6 protein-coding genes are annotated in these 19,250 nt (G+C 72.2%); 2 read left to right on the top strand and 4 right to left on the bottom strand.

Annotated elements, in window-relative coordinates; all coding sequences use genetic code 11:
- Positions 1 to 7 precede the first annotated feature (7 nt).
- Positions 8 to 2,842: an AAA family ATPase gene (locus G443_RS04760; protein WP_051314309.1), complete on the top strand. Its 2,835-nt coding sequence runs from the start codon at positions 8 to 10 to the stop codon at positions 2,840 to 2,842.
- Positions 2,843 to 3,252: 410 nt separating this feature from the next.
- Here the strand turns inward: G443_RS04760 and G443_RS04765 are convergent, their stop codons facing one another.
- From G443_RS04765 to G443_RS04780, 4 genes are all read right to left on the bottom strand, one after another.
- Entirely contained in the window at positions 3,253 to 4,233 is a 981-nt protein-coding gene (locus G443_RS04765; RefSeq protein WP_026420313.1) for a hypothetical protein, read from the bottom strand.
- Positions 4,234 to 4,506: 273 nt separating this feature from the next.
- On the bottom strand, positions 4,507 to 10,713 hold the full coding sequence (locus G443_RS04770; protein ID WP_253860134.1) for a hypothetical protein: 6,207 nt from the start codon (positions 10,711 to 10,713) through the stop codon (positions 4,507 to 4,509).
- Positions 10,710 to 14,534: a hypothetical protein gene (locus tag G443_RS04775; protein ID WP_253860135.1), complete on the bottom strand. Its 3,825-nt coding sequence runs from the start codon at positions 14,532 to 14,534 to the stop codon at positions 10,710 to 10,712. Before G443_RS04775 ends, G443_RS04770 begins: the two co-directional genes overlap by 4 nt.
- Positions 14,528 to 18,550, bottom strand: a complete 4,023-nt coding sequence (locus G443_RS04780) for a hypothetical protein (protein WP_253860136.1) — start codon at positions 18,548 to 18,550, stop codon at positions 14,528 to 14,530. The genes G443_RS04775 and G443_RS04780 overlap by 7 nt, the downstream gene beginning before the upstream one ends.
- A gap of 442 nt (positions 18,551 to 18,992) precedes the next feature.
- Between G443_RS04780 and G443_RS04785 the strand changes: the two genes are divergently transcribed.
- A complete protein-coding gene (locus G443_RS04785; protein WP_156038848.1) occupies positions 18,993 to 19,205 on the top strand; it encodes a hypothetical protein in 213 nt (70 codons plus the stop codon).
- Positions 19,206 to 19,250: the final 45 nt, after the last annotated feature.

A 19,250-nucleotide genomic window follows, 5' to 3' on the forward strand; every position in this document is an offset into this window, starting at 1 on the left:
GCACCCGGTGAACCACGCGCCACTCGTGCACGGATCCACCTCCGCGCGTCCCGCACCTCCGCCGCTGGTCGGCAGGAACGAGGTGATCGACCGCCTCGCCGCGGAGTGCGCCCGCGCCGACGGCCCCCCGTTCGCGCGGGTGCTCGGCGAGGCCGGTGCCGGCCGGACCTCGCTGCTGCGCGCCCTGCGGGGGCGGTTGCGCGCGGCTGGCATCCGCACCCTCTCCCTGTCGGCCAGCCAGGACGACGGGGGAACCCGGTACAGCGCCGTCTACCGTCTCCTCACCTGCCTGCCGTCGGTCCCGGAGCCGCCCACCGGGCCGGCCGGGCCCACCTCCGCACGGGAGGTGCTGCTCGACCTGGTGGCCCGGGTCAGCGCCGTACCCCCGGACCAGCGGGCACCCGAGACGGACGCGCGGTTGGCCGCGGCGCTGGCCCAGGTCCTGCGCGCGCACGCCCCGCTGGTGATCCTCGTCGACGACGCGCACTGGCTGGACGGCGACAGCGGACGCGTGGTGGAACCGTTGGCGAGGAGACTGCTGGGCACCGGGTGCGGCATCGTCCTCTCCGCGCGCGTCGACGGTGCGCCGGACCCGGTCGGCCCGTTCGGGGGGCAGGAGGCCGAGGTCGTCGCCCGCATGACCGACGACGGGCTGCTCTCGTCCACCGTGCTGCGTCCGCTGACCCGCGACCAGGACCACCGGCTGCTCACCGAGTGGCTCCAGGCACGACCGGACCCGGTGCTCACGCGGGAACTCCGTTCGCTGTCCCGGGGGAACCCCGCCGCCCTCCGGTGGGCCGTGCGGGGGCTCTCCGAGTCGGGTGCGTTGCGGGTCGTCGACCGCCACGCCTACCTGGTGCCCCAGTTCGAACCGCCCCGGTTCACCACGAGGAGCCCGCTGCTCGCGCCGATCCGTGAGGCCGGCCCCCTGGCCAGGTCGGTGGCCGAGGCGCTGGCGGTCCTGGCTCCCCTGGGAGTCGGCGTCGAGACGATGCTCACCGAGGCGTTGGCCCAGCCGGCTCCGACGGTGCGGGGGGCGCTCGACCTGCTGCGGCGACGCAGGGTGCTGGTGGCGGGCCGGCGTGGCTGGCGCTTCCGGCTGCCGGCGGTCCGGGAGGCGTTGCGGGCCGGCCTGGGCCCGTACCAGCGCCGTCGGCTGTCCGCCCTCGCCGTCGCCCGGGTGTGGGAGGGAGGCCCGACCGCCCTTGACCAGGACGCCGTGGCGGACCTGCTGGTCGAGGCGGGGGGCCTCGTCGACCCGGAACGGGCCGCCGCGGAGTTGACCGACCGGGGCGGCGCCACCCTGTTCACCCACGGCCTGCGGTCCGCGCGGTGGCTCCGGGCCGCGGCGGAACTGATCACCGACCCGACCCGGCGCGCGATGACCCTCGTGGGGCACTGCGCCGCCTGCGCCATCAACGAACGTCCCACTGACGCCGCGGACAGCGCGGAGGAGCTGATCAGCCGGCACGCCCCCTACGTCCCGGAGTCCGCTCGGCAGGAACTCGGCGTCATCTACGTGACCTGCCAGTGGGCGACGGGGAACACCGGGCCGTTGCGCGGGATCGCCGACGGCGAACGGACCGTGCTGCCCGGGGGCCCTGGGCAGCACGCGGTGTCCAGGGCGGCGGCGCTCTTCCAGTTGCAGCGGTACGGCGAGGGGCGGGCCCTGCTGGCGGCGACCAGGGACAGCTGGTCCCGGGAGCCCGCCTCCGCCGACTTCGCGCACATCCTGGGAGCGGGGGCGGCGATCTGGCAGGGCGATCCGGCGGAGTTCCGGGAGTTCCTCGCCGACTCCTCCCGTTGGCGCGGCCAGGACGTGCCGCAGCTGCGCTTCGAACGGCTGCGCTACCAGGTCAGCATGCTCCTGGCGATGGGGGAACTGACCCGGACCCTGGAACTGCTGTCGGCGGAGGGCATCCGCGTGGACCAGCTGCTGACGACCGACCAGTTCATGATCCACCAGATGCGCGGCGACTGGGTCGCCGCGATGGACGTCGCACGCCGCAGCATGGCGGCCGGGAACACGGTGGCCAGGCCGCCGGGGCCAACGATCATGTACCGGGACGCGGTGAAGATCCTCGCCGCTCGGGGTCGGCTGGCCAGGGCGAACGAACTCGCCGAGTCGGCGCGGTCCCAACCCGTGCAGGCCGACTACCTGCTGGACCTGGCCCAGGCTCGCATCCGCCGTCTGCTGGGCGATGGCGATGGCGCGATCCTCGCGCTGCGCAGGGGCCTGGACCGGGCGGCGGCCGCCGGGTTCGTCCTCGGCACCGACGAACTCTGGGCGGAACTGGCGGAGATCGCCGCGGCCGAGGGCCGGGTCGAGGAGGCCACCGGCCACCTCGCGGCGATCACCTCGGTCGCGCGCCGGATGGGGACCGGGCGCACCGAACTCCTGTCGCTGCGCAGCCAGGCGCTGGTCCACCGCGACCGGGACGCGGCGGCGGCGGCGGTCGAGCTGGCCCGGGAACGCGCGCAGCCCTCGGAGATCGCGGGCACGGCACTGCTGGCGTCGTCGTTGGGGTACCGGCCCGACGAGCTGTTACCCGAGGCCTACCAGCTGTTCGGTGACCTCGACGCCCTGCTGTGGCGGGCCAGGACCCGGAACCTGATGCGGGCGCACAACCTCCCGGTCCCGGGACGCACCGCGACGACCGCCGAGAACGAACTGCTGCTGGCGGTGCTGGTGACCGAGGGGCTCAGCAACCGGGAGCTGGCGACGGCTCTCCAGACCAGCGAGAAGAGCGTCGAAGGGCGGCTGACCCGCCTGTTCGCCAAAGGGGGCTACGGGTCCAGGGTGGACCTCGCGGCGGCCATGCTGACCGGCGAGTACCCGTGAGGGTGGCCGGACGTCCCGTCGCCGCCGGGTGGCGGGCCCGGCCGCTCGGTCTCCGTCACACCGCCCCGGGTGCGTTCGGTGACGGCCGGGCCGTCGCGGCACGTGGGCGAGCGTCGCGGCGACTCCACCGACGGACACCTGGGGCCGCGAAGCCCGGGTTCCGGTCGCTGCCCGGTGGTACGGGGAAGGCGAACGCCGTGGCGCGTGCTGCCACCAGCCGCGCCAGCCGTCGACGGTCCACCCGGGATGCCGCCGTCCCGTGGCTCCTGCTCGCCGGGCATCCCCGTCGGGACGGCCCCGGGACCCGGGTGGAGGCGAACGCCTCCCACCCCGCACCGGGCCGATCCACATCCTCCCGGTGGTCCGCCTCGGGGCGCGGCACCCCACCCGGGCGGCGCTGCCCCGTCGGTCTACCCCGCCGCCGGGGTGACGCCCTCCTGCTGGGCGTCCAGCACGAGGGCGACGGTGGCCAACCACTCACGGCGGGACGGCACGAGGGGCCGGGTCTCGGCGGCCCTGACGTGCGCGCTGAGCTCGGTGGGGATCGGCACGCCGTACCGGTCGAGGTAGTAGCCCAGGGCCGCCGGCCACACCCAGATCCCGTCGGTCAGCAGGCCGCCGGGCACGACCCGGCCGGCCGAGTCGTCGAGCAGGTCGTAGCCGGGCAGGGCGCTCTCCACCAGGGGGTGACCACCGGCGAGGTAGCCCAGTTCCTCGTCCCGGTCGCCGGTGTCGACGGCGTTGGCCGGGTCGAACAGGCGAACCCGATCCTCGTCCAGTTCCGCCAGCCTCGGGACCGGTGGTGGCTGCGAGGCGAACACCTCACGTCCGCTGATCAGGGCCAGTGTCTGGTAGTCGGGAAGGCTGGTCTCCGGTGAGAACACCTCAACGGCCGGGCTGACCAGGCCGATCTCGACCAACGCGTCACCGAGCCTGCTGGCCAGCTCCGCGGCGCCCTCCATGGTGGCCGTGGTCTCCACGAGGTGCACGAGACGTGGTGGGATACCGGGCACCTCGATGGTGCCGACCCGCCACACCTGCCAGGCGGTGTGCTCTCCCGGCGTCGCGGAGAGGACCTCGGTGACGACGGCCGACGCGGCCACCGGGACCAGGACGTCGCGGGCGCGCTCGTCGACGAACTCCCAGGCCGGCGTGTCCCCCGACTCGTCGTCGCGGAGCAGGGACAGCAGCGGCGTGGTCGCACCCCCGGCGCTCGCCAACACCTCGCGCAACCCGAGGGGGACGTCGATCCCGTGGTCGGCGAGGCTCATCACCACCGCCCGCCCGGCCAGCTCCCAGTGGCCGGCGGCCAGCCAACGCCTGCTCTGCCAGAGGACGTCCTCCGGCAGCAGGGGCGCCAACCTCAACAGCGCCTCATGGGGGGACAGCATGCGCTTCTCCTTCCGTCAGGTGGTCGTGCTCGGCCTGGTCGGTCCGGACCGGCCACGGCCGCCACGCCGCCGTCCGCCCCACCCCGCCGAGTGGTGTGCGCCCTGCTCCGCACGAGTGCGTCTCACGCCCGGAGCCCGGGATCGGGCTGCTCACGCGCGGTGCGAGCGGAGCGCCCTCCGCGAACCCGTCCTGATTCCGGCCACCGGGAGTCGCCTGGCCTGGGCGACCGCTCGTCGTCCCGGGCACGCGCGCGTCCACCGTTCGCACCGCGCTCACGCGCTCCTCGGTGGTGCGAGCACGAAAGCCGTGTTCTCCACGAAGCGGCGCGTCAGCCCTTCGATCGACACCCGCTCCACCCGTCCGGTGTTGGGCTCGTAGAAGAAGCCCTCCGTCGGTGAGATCATCATCACGGCGGTCGCATGGCTCCCGGTCGCCAGCCAGATCCGGTCCCCGGCGCCGAGTTCACCCGCCTGGAGCAGGTTCACCAGTTCCTCGGAGGTCGGTCGCCGAGCGCCCTCGGGGTCGAGCTGGTCATGGACCCACTCGACCTGGGCGGCTTGGCCGTCGGCCGCCCCGTTCCACGCGATCAGCGTGTTCACCGCGCTGTTGCGTTCGGTCTCGTCGAGGTCCGCGAACCGCTGGTTCGGCGCGGGCTCCGGCGTGGGGGTGTTCAGCCACCGGGTCGCGAGGACCGCGCAGAACTGTTCGATGCGGACGAAGCTGTCGATGTCCTCGGGCGGTCTGCCCACCCAGTACCACAAGTTGCTCCCCTGGTTCCCGTCGTCCTGGCTGAGATCGGCGTAGAGCGCCGGGTTGGCGGGGAGGACGTCGTCGTCGTCGAAGACGACGACCGGCTCAGCCGGGGTGCCGGTCTCCGCCGCACCGGCGACCGGGGTCTGCTGTGCGACCGGCGACGCGGGCGGCGGTGTGCTGGTCGGCGTCACCGCCGGCTCGGTCGCGACGGCCTGGGCAGCGGCGGCGCTGCTCACGACCAAGGGCGCCGGCGGCTGCTGGCCGGCGGTCGACGCCGGTTGGCCCGCCGCCGGGGCCACCTGGGCCGCCGGCTCCGGGTTCAGGAAGGCCGCGAGGTCCTCCACCACGGTCAGCGGCGGCGGGGGCGCGGTAGACGTCTGCTGGACGCCGGCGGGCACCTCCGGCTCGGCGGTTGCTGTCGTCTGCTGACCGGTCGTCTCCGCCTGGACAGCCCCCGCCGGTTGCTCGGCTGGTGGGGTGGTCTCCTCCGGCCGCGCGGTCGCCTCAGCCGGCTCCGGCTGGACCGCCGCCTCTGGGCGCACGGTCGTCGTGGTCGTCGCCTCCGGCTGGAGCGTCGCCTCCGAATCAGGGGCAGGGGCGAGCGGCTCGACATCCGGCGCCACCGACGTGACGGCCGTGGCCTCCGGGTCAACGGCTGGGGATGCTGGCTCGACAACTGGTGCCTTCTGCTCCGTCGGTGCCGTCAGCTCAACGACCGTCCCCTCCGACTGCGCACTTCCTTGCTGCTCGACAACCGGTGGCTTCCGCACCACGGGCGCCTGCTGCTCCACCGGCGCCGTCACCTCGACAGCAGGGTCCTCCGACCGCGAGGTCTCCTGCTCATCGGCGGGAGAAGCGTTCGACTCGACCGCCGGTGAACCCTCCGGCTCAACCTCACGGCCCTCCGGCTCCACGCCCGGCGCCCGCCGCTCAGTCGCGGGCCCCTCCGGCTCCACGCCCGGCTGCTCCCGTTGCTCCGGCACGGTCCCCTCGACGGCAGCGTCCTCCGGCTCCACGACCGGCGCCTCGGGCTCGGCCACCGGTGACCGCTGCTCCACGGCCGGCGGCCCCTCCGGCTCGACCACCGGAGTGCTCTGCTCCACGACCGGGGCCTGCTGCTCGACGGACGGGGACTCCTGCTCGCCAGGGGACGACTTCTGCTCGCCAGAGGCTTCCTGCTCGACCGGAGCCTTCTGCTCGACCGGAGCCTTCTGCTCGACCGCGGCCTCCTGCTCGACCGGAGCCTTCTGCTCAGCCGGAGTCTTCTGCTCGACCGGAGCCTTCTGCTCGACCGCGGCCTCCTGCTCAGCCGGCTTCTTCTGCTCGACGGCCGGCTTCTTCTCGGTCGGCAGGCCGAGTTCCTTGGCTTCGGCCTCGTTCAGCTCGAAGTACAGCCCCTCGCGGCCACGCACCGTCGTGGTCGTGGTGATGTCCAGCGGGCTGAGGAGAACACGCTCCAGGGGCCAGGGGAAGATGTTGCGCCGCTTGTGGAAGCTGTTGACGATGTCGTAGTAGACGTCCGCGCGGTAGCGGTACAGCGTGACGTTCTCGTGAGTGCTCTTCTCCCCCGAGGTGTTCTCGCTCTTCTCGCTGTACGAACTGCCCTCCCGCCGGGTCAGGCCGGGTGTGCCCCCACCGGTACCACCGGCCGGGTTGCTCGGGTTGGTGCCCATCGCACCGGCGTTCGGTCCCTTGACCTTGCCTTGTGTGTGGCTGATCGAGGTCGAGTGCCCGCTGGTCGACGAGATCTCGCGCTTGATGGTGCGGGACCCGTCGAACTCGACCTCGTACACCTTCGGCTTGATCTCTGTGGTGTGCTTCGCGGTCCGATAGCGGTTGCGGTTGACGACCTCGTGCGAGTAGGGCATCCCTTCCCCGAGGATGCGCGGGAGGTGCACGGACAGCTGCCGCTCGGAGGCCAGGTCCCGGATCTCCCGACGCTCCTCCGTGGCGTCCCCGTAGAGGCGCTCGGCGCGGTGTGACGGGTCACCGCCCTTGTTCGGTGCTCGAACGGCGGAGTCGACCACGTGGTCGGCGAGCCCGTCGGTGGCGATCCCGCGCACGCGGAGGGTAGTCGCCTTGCTGAGTACGTCGGTGTAGTCCTTCCCGGTGGGTTTCTCGTCCTTGCCGAGCGCCTCCAGTTTCGGCATCCGCTCCCGGCCGGCGGGGGCACCGGTCGAGGGGGACCTGTCCTGCCGCTCCGAGTTCGACGTCGCCTGGTCGGACGTCGACTTCGGTGCTGCCGTCGAGGACGAGGCAGCGACGTTCGACCTGCCCTCGTTCGACTTGCCCTCCGGTTGCTTCCCCTCGGACTTCGACTGCCCGTCGCCGCGCGTGGAGCCGCTCGTGTCCCCGTCGGTCCGTTCCACGGGCAGCGTGTCGTCGTGCGGGACCAGCAGGTCGACCTTCCCGGGAACCGTTCTCAGTTCCTCGGGCACGGGCAGCTGACGCGTCGAGGGTTTCCGGTAGTTGCTGGAGTTCAGGACGTGCGGACTGTGCCCACCGGAGATCTTGGACATGATCATGCCGGGCGTGTCGACCTGGTACACCTCGATCTCGTAGGTGACAGGCACCGTGAACCGCTCGACCTGGGTCACCTCGACCTTGTCCCCGCGCTTGTCCACGGCCTCGTCGGTGCGCGACACGCTCTTGCTGCCGCTCCAGCTCCCACCGAACACGGGGCCACCCATCCCGCCGGGAGGTGGTCCCTCGGCCGGGGTCTCCCCGAACATGTAGCTGAGGCCGGCGGCGGCGGACCAGCCCGTGCCCCTGCCGCCACCCACCTCGCTCGGCGTGGAGGAGGCCTGCTCGGACTGGTGTTTCCGCTCTTCGGCCCCGAGGTGGGTGATCTCCTTGCTCGGATCCTCCCGCGCGATCACCCGGTACTCGTAGGTCCGGTCCTTGAAGACCATCGACTGGGTGTGGAGCACGCTCGCCTGCCCGGTGGCCATGCGCTCCACGGTGGCTCCACCCCTGGATTCAGCGGTGAGCTCGGCCGTGCGGGCCAGTGCGCCGATCGGGGGCGGGTTCTGGTCACCTGCCTTGACGAAGGGCGCGGCGCCGGGGGTGACCTGGGCGATCACCTTCTTGAGCGTCGCGTCGAGCTCCTTCAGGCCCTCCGGGGAAACGAGGGCGGTGTCGGCGCCCAGCGCGGTCCCAACCCCGATGTAGGGCGGGAGCTTCCGGGTACCAGCGCCCGGGTTCTTCTTCGGGCTCTCGGTGGTCGCGGTGCTCCCGTCGGTCTCCGTCGTCCCGTCCTTCGCCGTGGAGGCCGGGTCCTTCCCGGGTGCCTTCCCGGTGGAATTCTCGGGAGCCTTCCCGGTGCTGTTCTCCGGGGTCGTTCCGGTGCTGTTCTCCGGAGCCTTCCCGGTGCTGTTCTCCGGAGTCGTTCCGGTGGTGTCCCCGTTGGGGTTCTCCGGAGCTCTCGTCGTCGACGTGGTGGTGTCCGTCGCGTCGGTGGTCTCGGCCGAGCGTTCGCCTCGCTGGTTCGTCCGACCATCCCCACCGGCCGTGTCCCGCATGGCGGACTCGGTGGTGTCGGCCGGACCGCGCCGCTGGCCGTCGTGTCGCCCGTCGCTCGCCGAGTCGCGGCCCTCGGTCTGGTCGCTCGCCGGGCCGGCCTCGGTGTTCGGCGCGTCCTGGTCCGGGGACTTCGTTCCCTCCGTGCCCTCCTTCGTCGTCCCGGTCGATCCGCCCTCGCTGGTCTCCTTCGTGCCGTCCTTCGCCGTGCTGGGCGGCTCGGGGAGCTTCTTCTCCTGGCGCTGGGTGTCGGTGACCACGAACTCGAGTGCCTTGGGGATGAGCACCGTGACGGTCTTGGTCGCCGGAGCCATCGGGTACCCGAAGAAGTTCCGGTGCCCCCAGGCGTCCTGGTTCGGCTGCCCGAGGAGGTTCTGCCAGGCGTGGGCCGAGATGGTCACCAGGGCGTCGGCACGGTACCGGTGGTACACCGTGTCCTTGATTCCCTCGACGGCGGTGACCTTCTTCGCGCCGTAGCCCTTGCCCGCCGACTGCTCGCTCGACCAGCTCTTCCCCGCGTTGCCCGTGACGGGGGTGACCATCACGTTGACGTTCATCGAGGTGTCGCTGCTGCTCCCGCTGGTCTGCTTGCGGGAGCTGTCCACCGTGGTCTGCTCGCTCGGCGTCAGCCCGGGCGGGCTGTCCACGTAGGTGGCGCCGTGCGCGCGCATCCCGATGACACCGCTTTCGGTGCGGTCGAGAACGGTTCCCTTCTCCGTGCCGTTCGAGAGCACGGCGCCCTCTCCCAGGAGGCGGTCCTGGTTCGCGGCCCACCACTCGGAGTCGATCACCATCGTGGTGTCGGTGTCGCTCGGCTTCGCGTTGACCCTCTCGCGCACGTCCTGCTGCGCGGTCCTCAGCGCGTCGTTGATGGCGGTCAGGTCGTTGACGGGCCGTGTCACCAGGGCGCCGGACAGGTCGATCCCGTCCTCCCGGCTGCTCTTCTGGAAGTCCGCGTCCTTGGGGTCGGTGATCGGCTTGCCGGGCAGGGACTCCTCCACCGACCGTTGCGGGTTGTCCTTGCCGTCGGTGGGTACCTGGAACTCCGGTACCTGGTGGCGAGCGACCACCGGGACGGAGATGTCGGTCCTGCCGCCCTTGTCGTTGGACGGCTCCGTGATGGTGACGTTCAACTGCCCGCCGCGCTCGATCTCCCGGATCGGACCCTTGTACTTGATCTTCTTCTCGACGCTGGTCGTGCTGGTCAGCCCCGAGCCGTGGTTGTGCTCGGAACGGTACCCCGGCCCGAGGTGGAAGCCACCCAGGAAGCGCTGGAGGTTGGGCGCACCGCTCAGGCGGGAGCGGAAGCCGAACATCAACGAGGCGAACTGCGCACCGGCGGTCTGGATCTTGGTCCCGAGCCCGGCGCCCTGTCCCGGGGTGGCGGTGATCTCACCTTCCTTGACCGACCGTTCGGAGTGGACGGCGGTCACGGGGTCGCTGTCGGGCGTGGCCGTCAGAGCGATCTCGAACTCTCGCGACGCCACTCGGACGGTCGAGGTGAGCGGGGGGCTGCCCGGCACGGAGATGCGGTGGTAGTCGCCTTCGACCCGCGACTGGCTGATGGCGGCGGTCAGGCTCCTGGTGATCTGTGCCCTGACGTGCTTGTCGACGACGACGCCATCCCTGGTGAGGCGCTGCTCGATGTCGGCGTGCGCCTTGGCCAGGGCCTGGTGCGCGCCCTTGACGCGCTCGGTGTGGTTGAACAGGCTCGCGTCGGTGGCAGCCCTCAGGGCGGCCTGCCGCTCGACGCTGGGACGGTTCGGCGTCGTTGAGCCGTCCTTGGCGGTGGACGAGGTCGTGTCGGTGTTGCCACCGCTGGACTCGTCCCCACCCGACTCCGGCTTGCTCGTGGACGAGGTCGTGTCGGTGGTACCGCCGCCGGACTCGCCCCCACCCGACTCCGGCTTGCTGGTCGTGACGTTCGCCGGGTCGGTCCCTGCCGGGTTCCGGCCCGCGGTCCCGGTCTCGCCCCGCTTCGCGCGGTCGTTGCCGCTCCCGTCGGTACCCGAGGTGCCGTGCTGGTCTCCTGCCGACTGGGCGGGAGTCTGGGTGTCCGCGCCGGTCTGACTCGCGGGGTTCGGCTGCGCGATGGGGGTCAGCGGGATACCCGAGGCGGGGTCGCCGTTCGTCGTCGACGTGTCCCGCCCACCGCCGAAGAGCCTGCGCACCGGCAGGGGGACCGAAAGCCGGTCCCACCGCGTCACGTTGGCCTGCCGTCCTCCGTTCGCGGCGGGCGGGCTGGTGGTGGGATTGGTGTCCGCCGCCGCTCGGTCGCCCGAACCCTGGTTGTCGGTCTGACCGGTCTTCCCGGCGGGCGCGGGGCCCCCGTCTCGCTCCCCTTGTCGGTGCTACCGGACTTGTCGACGGTGGTCGACCCCTCGGCGCCGCCGGACTTGTCGACCGTCGTCGACCCCTCGCCACCCGTCGACTTCTCGGTGGTGGCCGGCTGGTCCTTGAGCGCCTCGTTGAGCAGGAGCTCCACGGTGTCCGCATCGGAGCCGCGAACCCGCAGGTGCACCTTGCCCTCCTTGCCGTCGACGGTGAAGTCGACGTTCTCCATCCCCCGGAACCGGGTGGCGGAGACGTCCGCGCTGAACTCGGCGTCCAGCACGAAGAGGGTGGTGTCGGAATCGATCTTCGACTCGCTCTTGAGTGCCTGGTTGTAGGCCAACGAGCCCGTCGTCTTCCGGGAAGCGCCGAAGCCGAGCGTGCCGACCCCGCCCAAGTTCATCTGCTGGCCGTGGCTCAGTTCTCCACCGGGACCGTAACCGCGTACCTCGACCCCGAGCTCGAAACCGCTGGAAATCCCCTTCTCGTTCGACTGACTCCCGGTCGCGGAGGCCTCGTGGCCGAGGGTGGCTTCACCGGCGTCGTGCCGTTGGAAGCCGCGGAACCTGGTGGTCGTGGTCGTGCTGACGTCAGGGAGGACCTGGTGGTAGGTGCGTCGCCCAGAAGGCTGTGGATTGGAGGTGGACAGTCCGTGGATGAGGGCGTCGGGCCCCGACTTCTCCACATGCGCCGAGTTGATCCGGCTCACCGCGTCCCGGCGGATGGTCCCGTCGACGGGGACGCTGGCGGGCAGCTTGCTCATGACGTCCGCCCGGACCTGCCCCAGGCCCGAGACGAGATCCACGGACACGATGTGGTCGAGCAGGGCGGGTGGCAGGGCGACCGCCGGTCTCGGCTTGGGCGGGGCGGGGTTCCTCGTGCCCTCCTGCGGGGACGAGACGTCCTTGTCCGCCTTGGTGTCCTTCTCCCTGTCGGCCTTGGTGTCCTTGCCGCTGGTGTCCTCGGTCGTCCGGGTGTCCTCGCCCGCCTTGTCCCGCGACGTGGTGTTCTGGTCAGCCGGCGCTGATCGGGTGTCGACGACGGACGTCCCACCCTCCGTGGTTGTCCCGGTGTCGGACTTCGGGGTCGATGTCGAGGCGGATTCTCCGGGGCGGGCGTCGCGCAGCGCCGTTTCGGAGTAGCTCAGCCGGAACTCGCCGGGGAGGCTGACCCCCGGTTCCTTCGGCTTCCCGCTGCCCCGCACCTCGACGTCGGCCCGGAAGCGGACGTCGAACAGGGAGGGGTCGCCCTCCTTGGACACCGAGCGCGAGGAGGTTCCCACACGCTGCGTGCTGTCCTGGGTGGACCGCTCGGCCGTGCTCCTGAAGGTTGGCGTCACCATGATCGGTGCGCCCGTCAACATCTGGAGCAGCGTGCCCGCACGAAGGGTGAAGGGCATCAGGGAACGGCTGACCTGCTTGTTCCGGGAACGCTCCGAGGAGATCGACGTGCCGGGCGCGACCTCGTCCTTGGGCCCCTCGTCCTTGCCGTCCTTGCCGTCCTTGCCGTCCTTGCCGTCCTTGCCGTCCTTGCCGTCCTTGCCGTCCTTGCCGTCCTTGCCGTCCTTGCCGTCCTTGCCGTCCTTGCCCTTGGGCTCCTTCGAGTCCTTGGCGTCGGGCGAGTCCTTGGCGTCGGGCGAGTCCTTGGCGTCGGGCGAGTCCTTGGCGTCGGGTGAGTCCTTGGCGTTCGCCTTGGAACCGTCCTCGCGACTCGTCTTCGTCCCGTCGGAGGAATCCGACGTCGTGGTCGACTTCGTGGCGGTGTCGTCCGGGGCCGGCAGGACCGATTCCGGCGTGAGCCGAACCCAGACATCGCGGACCGAGCCCTTGTCCCCGGTGAACTGGAACAGGTGTCCGTCGGTCAGCAGGCGCAGCGCGGCCACCGTGCCCTCCCGTCGGACGAGGTCCCGCACCTGGGTGCGCAGCGTCGTCCCCTCGGTCGGGCTCAACCCCAGCTTCTTCGGCCGATCCCCGGCGGTGAGGGTGTCGAGGATGGTGGTGAGCTGCTGTGCCGGGGTCGGCTTCCTCCCCGACGTCGGCCCGCCCTGGGACGACGTCGTCGAGGACTTGGAGTCCTGGTCCAGCTCGATGGACCGGATCTTGGCCTCCGGACCGAGTGTTCCGGCATCCTTGAGGTCCCGGGGCATCAGATCGCGCTTGGGCTTCTTCTCGGCCCCCGGCGTGTCGGTGTCAGTCGTCCGCTCGGGACTGACCGTCGTCTCATGGCCCGTCTCCCGCACGGCCGACTCGGTCGTCCGCTCGGGACTGACCGTCGTGTCGTGGCCCGTCTCCCGCGTGACGCGCTCGGTCAGCGGGTCGTCCCCCTCACGATGGCTGTGCTGGCCAGGTTCCTGATCGAGCAGTCGCGAGATGTGCACCCGGTGGGGGGCGGATTCGGTCTCGAACGGGGACGTGAACGTCGTCGATCCGGGGTCCCGCGAGGGGTTCGGCCCCGCGGCCGGCCGCGTGGTGCTCGGCGCGGGAGGTTCCGCGTCGAACTCCGAGAAGTCCCTGTTCGATCGAACGAGGTAGGAGAAGTCGGAGATCACCGAGTCGTCGGGGATGGTCTCGAACGGGTAGCGCCGACCGGAGTCCCGCTGTTGCCCGGAACCCCGCTCGGGGGGCGGGGCGAACTCGGGATCCGAGCGGTCGTCGACGTCGTACCGCCGGCGCGGCGTGCCGCCCTCGGGATCGGGGGTGGCCGATCCACCTTCCTGGGCCGGGCGGTCCACACCGCCCCGTTCCTCGATGCCTCCGGCCGTGTCCCGGTCGGGAACCCGGCCTTCGGGGTCGTTCGACGCACCGTCGCCCGGCGCGGTCTCGGGTGGCGCCGGCGGGACCTCGGACGTGGTCAGCTCAGGGTTGGTGTCCTCGGTGGTGGGAACGTGGTCCGCACTCCGCACCGGGTCCGATCCGTCCGAGTCGACGCGCGTCGTGGGCTCCCGGTCCGCGACGACCTGGTTCGACCCCTCACCCTCACTCACCGGGGTGCTCTCCGGCACCCGCGAATCCCGGGTGGTCCCGCCAGTGCCCTCGGTGCCCCGCTCCTCCAGGCCGCCCTCGGTCAGTCCGTCCTGCGGGTGCTCGCGCCGTTCACGGGCGCGCTCCAGCAGCTCCGTGATCCACTCGGGGCGATCCCCCTCGAAGTCGGCGGTCCTCTCCACCGGCTCGGCGAACCGGACCCGGCGGGGCGGCGCGGGTGTGGACCCGCCGGTCTCCGCATCGGTGGTGGACGTCCCGCCTTCCCGCGTCGCAGCGGGCACCACGGGCCGCTCCGCACCGTCCTGGACGGCGTCGTCGGCACGAACCCGATCCTCGGTGCTCCCGGCCTCGTCCCGCACGGGAACCCGGCCGCCGGCTTCGTCCGACGCACCCTCGCCCCGCGCGGTCTCCGGCGGCGCCGGCGGGACCTCGGTCGTGGACGGTCGACCGTCGGTGGTCGTCGTGGTGGCGCCACCGTCCTCGACCAGCGCCGGATCCGACCCGTCCGGCTCGACGCGCGTCGTGGGCTCCCGGTCCGCGACGACCTGGTTCGACCCCTCACCCTCACTCACCGGGGTGCTCTCCGGCACTCGCGGCCCCCGGCCGGTTCCGCTGGTGCCCTCCGCGTCGAATGCGGCCCGTTCGACGGGGCTGGGAGCGGGGTCGTGGGTGTTCGGCGTCGGCGGGCGCTCGTTCACCAGCGGCGACGTCAGCACCGGCGGGGCGGAGGAGGCACGCGGCGTGGGAAGCGGCGCACGTCGCGGTTCGCGGCTCTGGCGCTGTTCGGTGGAATCCGTGGCGCGTTCGGAGGTGGGCTCGCGGGTTCCGTCCACCTCCCCCGGAGGTGCCTGCCTCGTGGCCTCGTCGACGGTCGGGTCCGGCGTCGTCCGGGTGTCGTTGCCCCCGCGTTGGCTGGTGTCGGGGTTGGGCGCGTCGCCCTCGCTCGGACTGCTGGTCGGGTTCGTGGCGGGCGGCTGCTCGCCCTGGCCGGCTCGCGAGTCGGGCGCCGTGCCCTGGGGCGCGGGCCCCGGTGGCGGTGCGGGGGCGCGGCGAGTTCGGTGCCGCCCAGGCGCGGGCTGCCGGCCGGGGTGGCCTCGCGGGCGTTGTGTTCGAACCAGTCCCGCGCCTCCTGGGTGAGGGCGTCGCGGGGTCCCGGGGTGGGATCGTGGTAGGCGGCGTAGGCCTCGGCGAACCACTCCATCGGATCGGAGAACTGGTAGTTGGACACCGCGTTGTCCCGGGCCGAGGCCTGGTAGCTCACCCACTGGTTGTGCGGGCTCACCTGGTAGATGCGCCCGTCGACGGTGAGCCGGTCGCCACCACCGTCGTCGAGGGTCCAGGGTTGCCGCAGCGCGGCCCGGGCGAAGTCGATGGCCTGTTGGACCTTGGCCCGGTATTCCGGGCCGTGGTGGCCGTAGTCGGTGAGGAGCCGGTCGAGGTTGCCGGGATCGCTCCTGGTGCCTTCGGGGTGCAGCGCCGTTTCCAGGGCGTCGTCGAAGGTGGTGCTCCCCGACCTGTCGGTGCGGGCGGCCTGTTCCGGTGTCATCCCGACCTTGGTGACGACCGCATCGGCCACGCTCGACAGGTCGTGGTCGCCGTTGCTGTTGACGTGGACCCGCCAACCGCCGAACCGGTCCTCGTGGGCGTGGTTCTCCAACCAGTCGTGCCCGTTGTCCACGGAGTGGGCGACCTCGTGCCGGAGTGTCCACTCCACGAGGTTGCCGTGCGCCAGGACGTCGGACACCCCGCCCATGACGTGCCGTCGTTCGCCGCCGATCCTGAGGGCGTCCCGGGCGCCCAGCCCTTCGTACTGGGAGAGCGGGCCGAGGTCCATCAGCCACCGCTGCCAGCCGATCCCCCGGTCCAGCCGGGTGTAGAGCCAGGAGGGCATCCCGCCGGGGTTCACCACCTCGATGCTGTTGGTGTCGAGGTTGTAGCGGCTCGCGCCGCTACTGCTCTCCGAGCGGACGATCGAGTCGAGGAACGGGTTGTCCCGGACGTGCAGGGGCGGCAGGCCCCCCAGCACGGTGTCGATCCTGTCGAGCATGGAGTGGCTGAAGTGCTTGCCGTCCGTGCCCGGTGCCGGTCCGATCCTGGTGTGGTACTTGCGGGACAGCTCCATCTCCCGCTGCTCGACGGCCTGTTCCCTGCGGCTCCCCGGTGCGGGGGGCGCGTCGAGGTCGTGGGGCGCGTCGCTCTCCGCTCGGGACCGGTCGGGCCCGCCCCGCTCACCCCGGTCCCCCGAGGATCCCTCGGGGGAGGTGCGGGACGACGACGGCCCGGTGTCGGCGGAGAGGTCGCCGATGTGCTGGTCGAGGACCCGCAGGTAGCGGTCGGGGATCTGGACCCCCGGCATTTCCCGGATGGTCCCGTCGGCGTCGCGGTAGGTGGTCTCACCACCCATGAGGGTGCCGGTGATCGTCAGGCCGTCGGCCTCACCGGAGGGGTTGTACTCGTCGGGCAGGCCGATCATGTGGCCGACCTCGTGGGCGTAGACGAGGCCAGGTTGTCCCGGACGCCAGTTGCGCTGGTCGTTCCGCCCGCTCTCGGTGATCCGCACCTCGTGGTGTGCTGGCTGGTCGCCCTCGGCACGCTCGATCCGCACCCGGAGCTGATCGCCGTTGGGCAGGCGCAGGTCGCGGGAGTTGAAGTAGTCGTCGACGCCCTTGCTCGCCTCGGCCCAGACGGCGTCGGGGTCCGCGGTGGACCCCGGGTCCGGGTTGACGCGCACGACGACCCGCACCTCGGTGACACCCTGATCGCCGACCTGGGCGCGTCGCACGTCGAAGGCGGTGTGCTCCCCGTAGGGGCGGCCGGGGACGATCCGCTTGGGCGGCACGCCCTCACCAGGGGGCACGAGGCCGCTGCGGCTGTCCTGACTGGGCAGCTGGCGGTACTTCCGACGTTCCACCCAGGGCGTCTCGTCCAGCTTCGCGCGTAGTTCGGGATCCAGCGGTGGGACGTCCCGTCCGGGCCGCGCCGGGCGACCGGGGGAACCCTCGGAGTCCCGGGTGCCCGGGCCGGACCGGTCGTCGGTGGTGGTCTGGTCGGTGGGGTTCCGGCCCGGTTCGCCGGTGGTGGACCCGCCGTGGTCAGCGTCCCCGGGCAGCGGGGCGCGTGGGGCGGGCGGGTTGGTGCTCTGCGGACCGCCCCACTCGGCGTACTCGCCGCGCACGTCGTGGGGTAGTGCCTCGCCGTACACCTGGGCGGTGAAGACCTCCGCGACGAACTCCAGGCCGCTGTTCGTCGCGTAGTGGCTGACGTCCATCGCGCTCTGCGCCGCGTTGGAGGTCGGCGGGGTGCCCTGAAGGGCGTGGTCCTGCACCCGCAACCACTGCGACGGGTCCTGGGCGGTGTGCAGACCGTGCCCCAGCTCGTGCACGAAGGTCGCTTCCGCGACGGCCCTGCGGTAGGTGTTCGACCTGGGCTTGTGGTTCCCGGGGTACAGCGACTGCAACTTGTGCTTGGCCTCGTACCGGGCGTCGGCGACACGGTGCGCCACCCCACGCATCCCGCTCTCCCCGACCCCTCCCCGTACCCCGTAGTCGGCGCCGGACGCGTCGTTGGGCCGGAAGACGTTCGGGCCGAACAGCAGGTGCCACGACTGGGTGCCGGTGTTCGGGTCCCGCAGGTGCAGCATCTGCGTGAGCACCCCGGTGGTCCCTGGCGGTGCGAGGGACACCGTCACCGGCCCCGGGAACCGGTAACCGGCGCCCGACACCTTGTCCAGCGCCCCCTGGAGGGCATCCTTCTTCACCGGCCAGTCGGGATCCCGGGTCGCGTGCTCGACGCGCACCGTGACGCCGCCGTCGGACGAGGTCACGGTGTCGAACCGCGTCTCACCGCCGGAGCGGATCCGCGCCAACTGCTCGTTCGACACCTCCCGCTGGACCTGGTAGATCTCGTTGACCCGTTCGGGGGTGAGGGCGGGGCGGGGCGGTGGGGCCTGCGGGGAGGGCAGCGGCGGCCCGCCCCACTCGTCGTAGTCGTTGCGCACGCCAACGGGGAAGGACTCCCCGTACACCTGGCCGGTGAAGACCTCGGCGACGAACTCCAGGCCACTGTTCGTCGCGTAGTGGCTGACGTCCAGCGCGCTCGGAGCGGCATTCGGGACCGGCTGGGTGCCTCGCATCGCGTGCTGCTGCACCCGCAACCACTGCGACGGGTCGTGCGCGGTGTGCAGGCCGTGGCCGAACTCGTGCACGAGGGTCGCCTCGGCGATCGCCGTGCGGTAGTTCCGGGACTCCGACTTCGGCCTCCCGATGCCCAGGGACTGGAACTTGTGCTTGGCGTCGTACCGGGCGTCGGCGACGCGGTGCGCCACCCCACGCATCCCGCTCTCCCCGACCCCTCCTCGCACCCCGTAGTCGGTGCCGGAGGCGTCGTTGGGCCGGAAGACGTTCGGGCCGAGCAGCAGGTGCCAGGAGTGGGCGCCGGTCCCCGGGTCCCGCAGGTGCATCATCTGCGTCAGCACGCCCCGCGCGTCGGGGGGAGCCATCGTCACCATCACCGGACCCGGGAACCGGTAACCGGCGCGGGAAACCCTGTCCAGCGCCCCCTGGAGGGCCTCCCGCTTCACCGGGTAGTCGACGTCCGGTGTGGCGCGCTCCACCCACACCGAGACACCGCCGTCCGAGGACGTCATGGTGTCCCACGTCATCGTGCGGCCCGCCCGGACCTGAGTGAGCTGTTCGTCCAGTGCCTCCCGCTGGACGTCGTAGATCCTCGTCACCTCCTCCGGAGTGATCGCCGGGCGGGGTGGCGGAGCGGGTGGTGCCGCGAGTTCGGACTCGGTCCGAGGCCGCTGGGGACCGTCACTCGGGGTGTTCGTGTCGGCTCGACCGTCCTGTCCGCCGGACCGGTCCCGTCCACTGGGCGGGGTGGAACCGCCGTTCGGGGTGGGGCCGGGTGGCACGAGGACGGGTGTCGGGCCCGGCTGTTCGGTGTCCCCTCGTCCGGGGGTGGGCCGCTGGCCGGGTGGGGGTGTCGGGCCGCCCTCGGCGCGCCGGTCCGGCGGTTGGACGGGCATCGGCTCGGGGCGGCTGGGCTGGCCACCACTCGTCGGGGGCCGGTTGCTCTCCGGCGGCGGGGTGGGTCGGCCGGGGTCGTCGGGGCGGGGAGCCGGTGGTGGGGTGGCCGGCCCCTGGTTCGGACCGGGATTCGGTGGAGCCCCCGTGGTGTGGCTGGCGGTCTGCCCGGTGATCGGGCCGCCGGTCGGTGCCTTGGGGGCGGGAGTGGTGCCCACCTCGACGATCGGCCGGGGAGTGGGGCGCTCCGGGGCGGGGCCCGAGGGGCGGGACTCGGTGGACACGCCTCCCCGGTCGGGGACGGCTGGCGGGGACTGCGGCGGCTGGGTGTGCGAGGAACCCGGTGTGGTCGAGGTGTGACCGCCGCTCGTGGGCGGCGGTGTCGGAGTGCTCGACTGCCCGCCA

This window comes from Actinoalloteichus caeruleus DSM 43889 (assembly GCF_000429185.2).
GTDB classification, from domain to species: Bacteria; Actinomycetota; Actinomycetes; order Mycobacteriales; family Pseudonocardiaceae; genus Actinoalloteichus_B; species Actinoalloteichus_B caeruleus.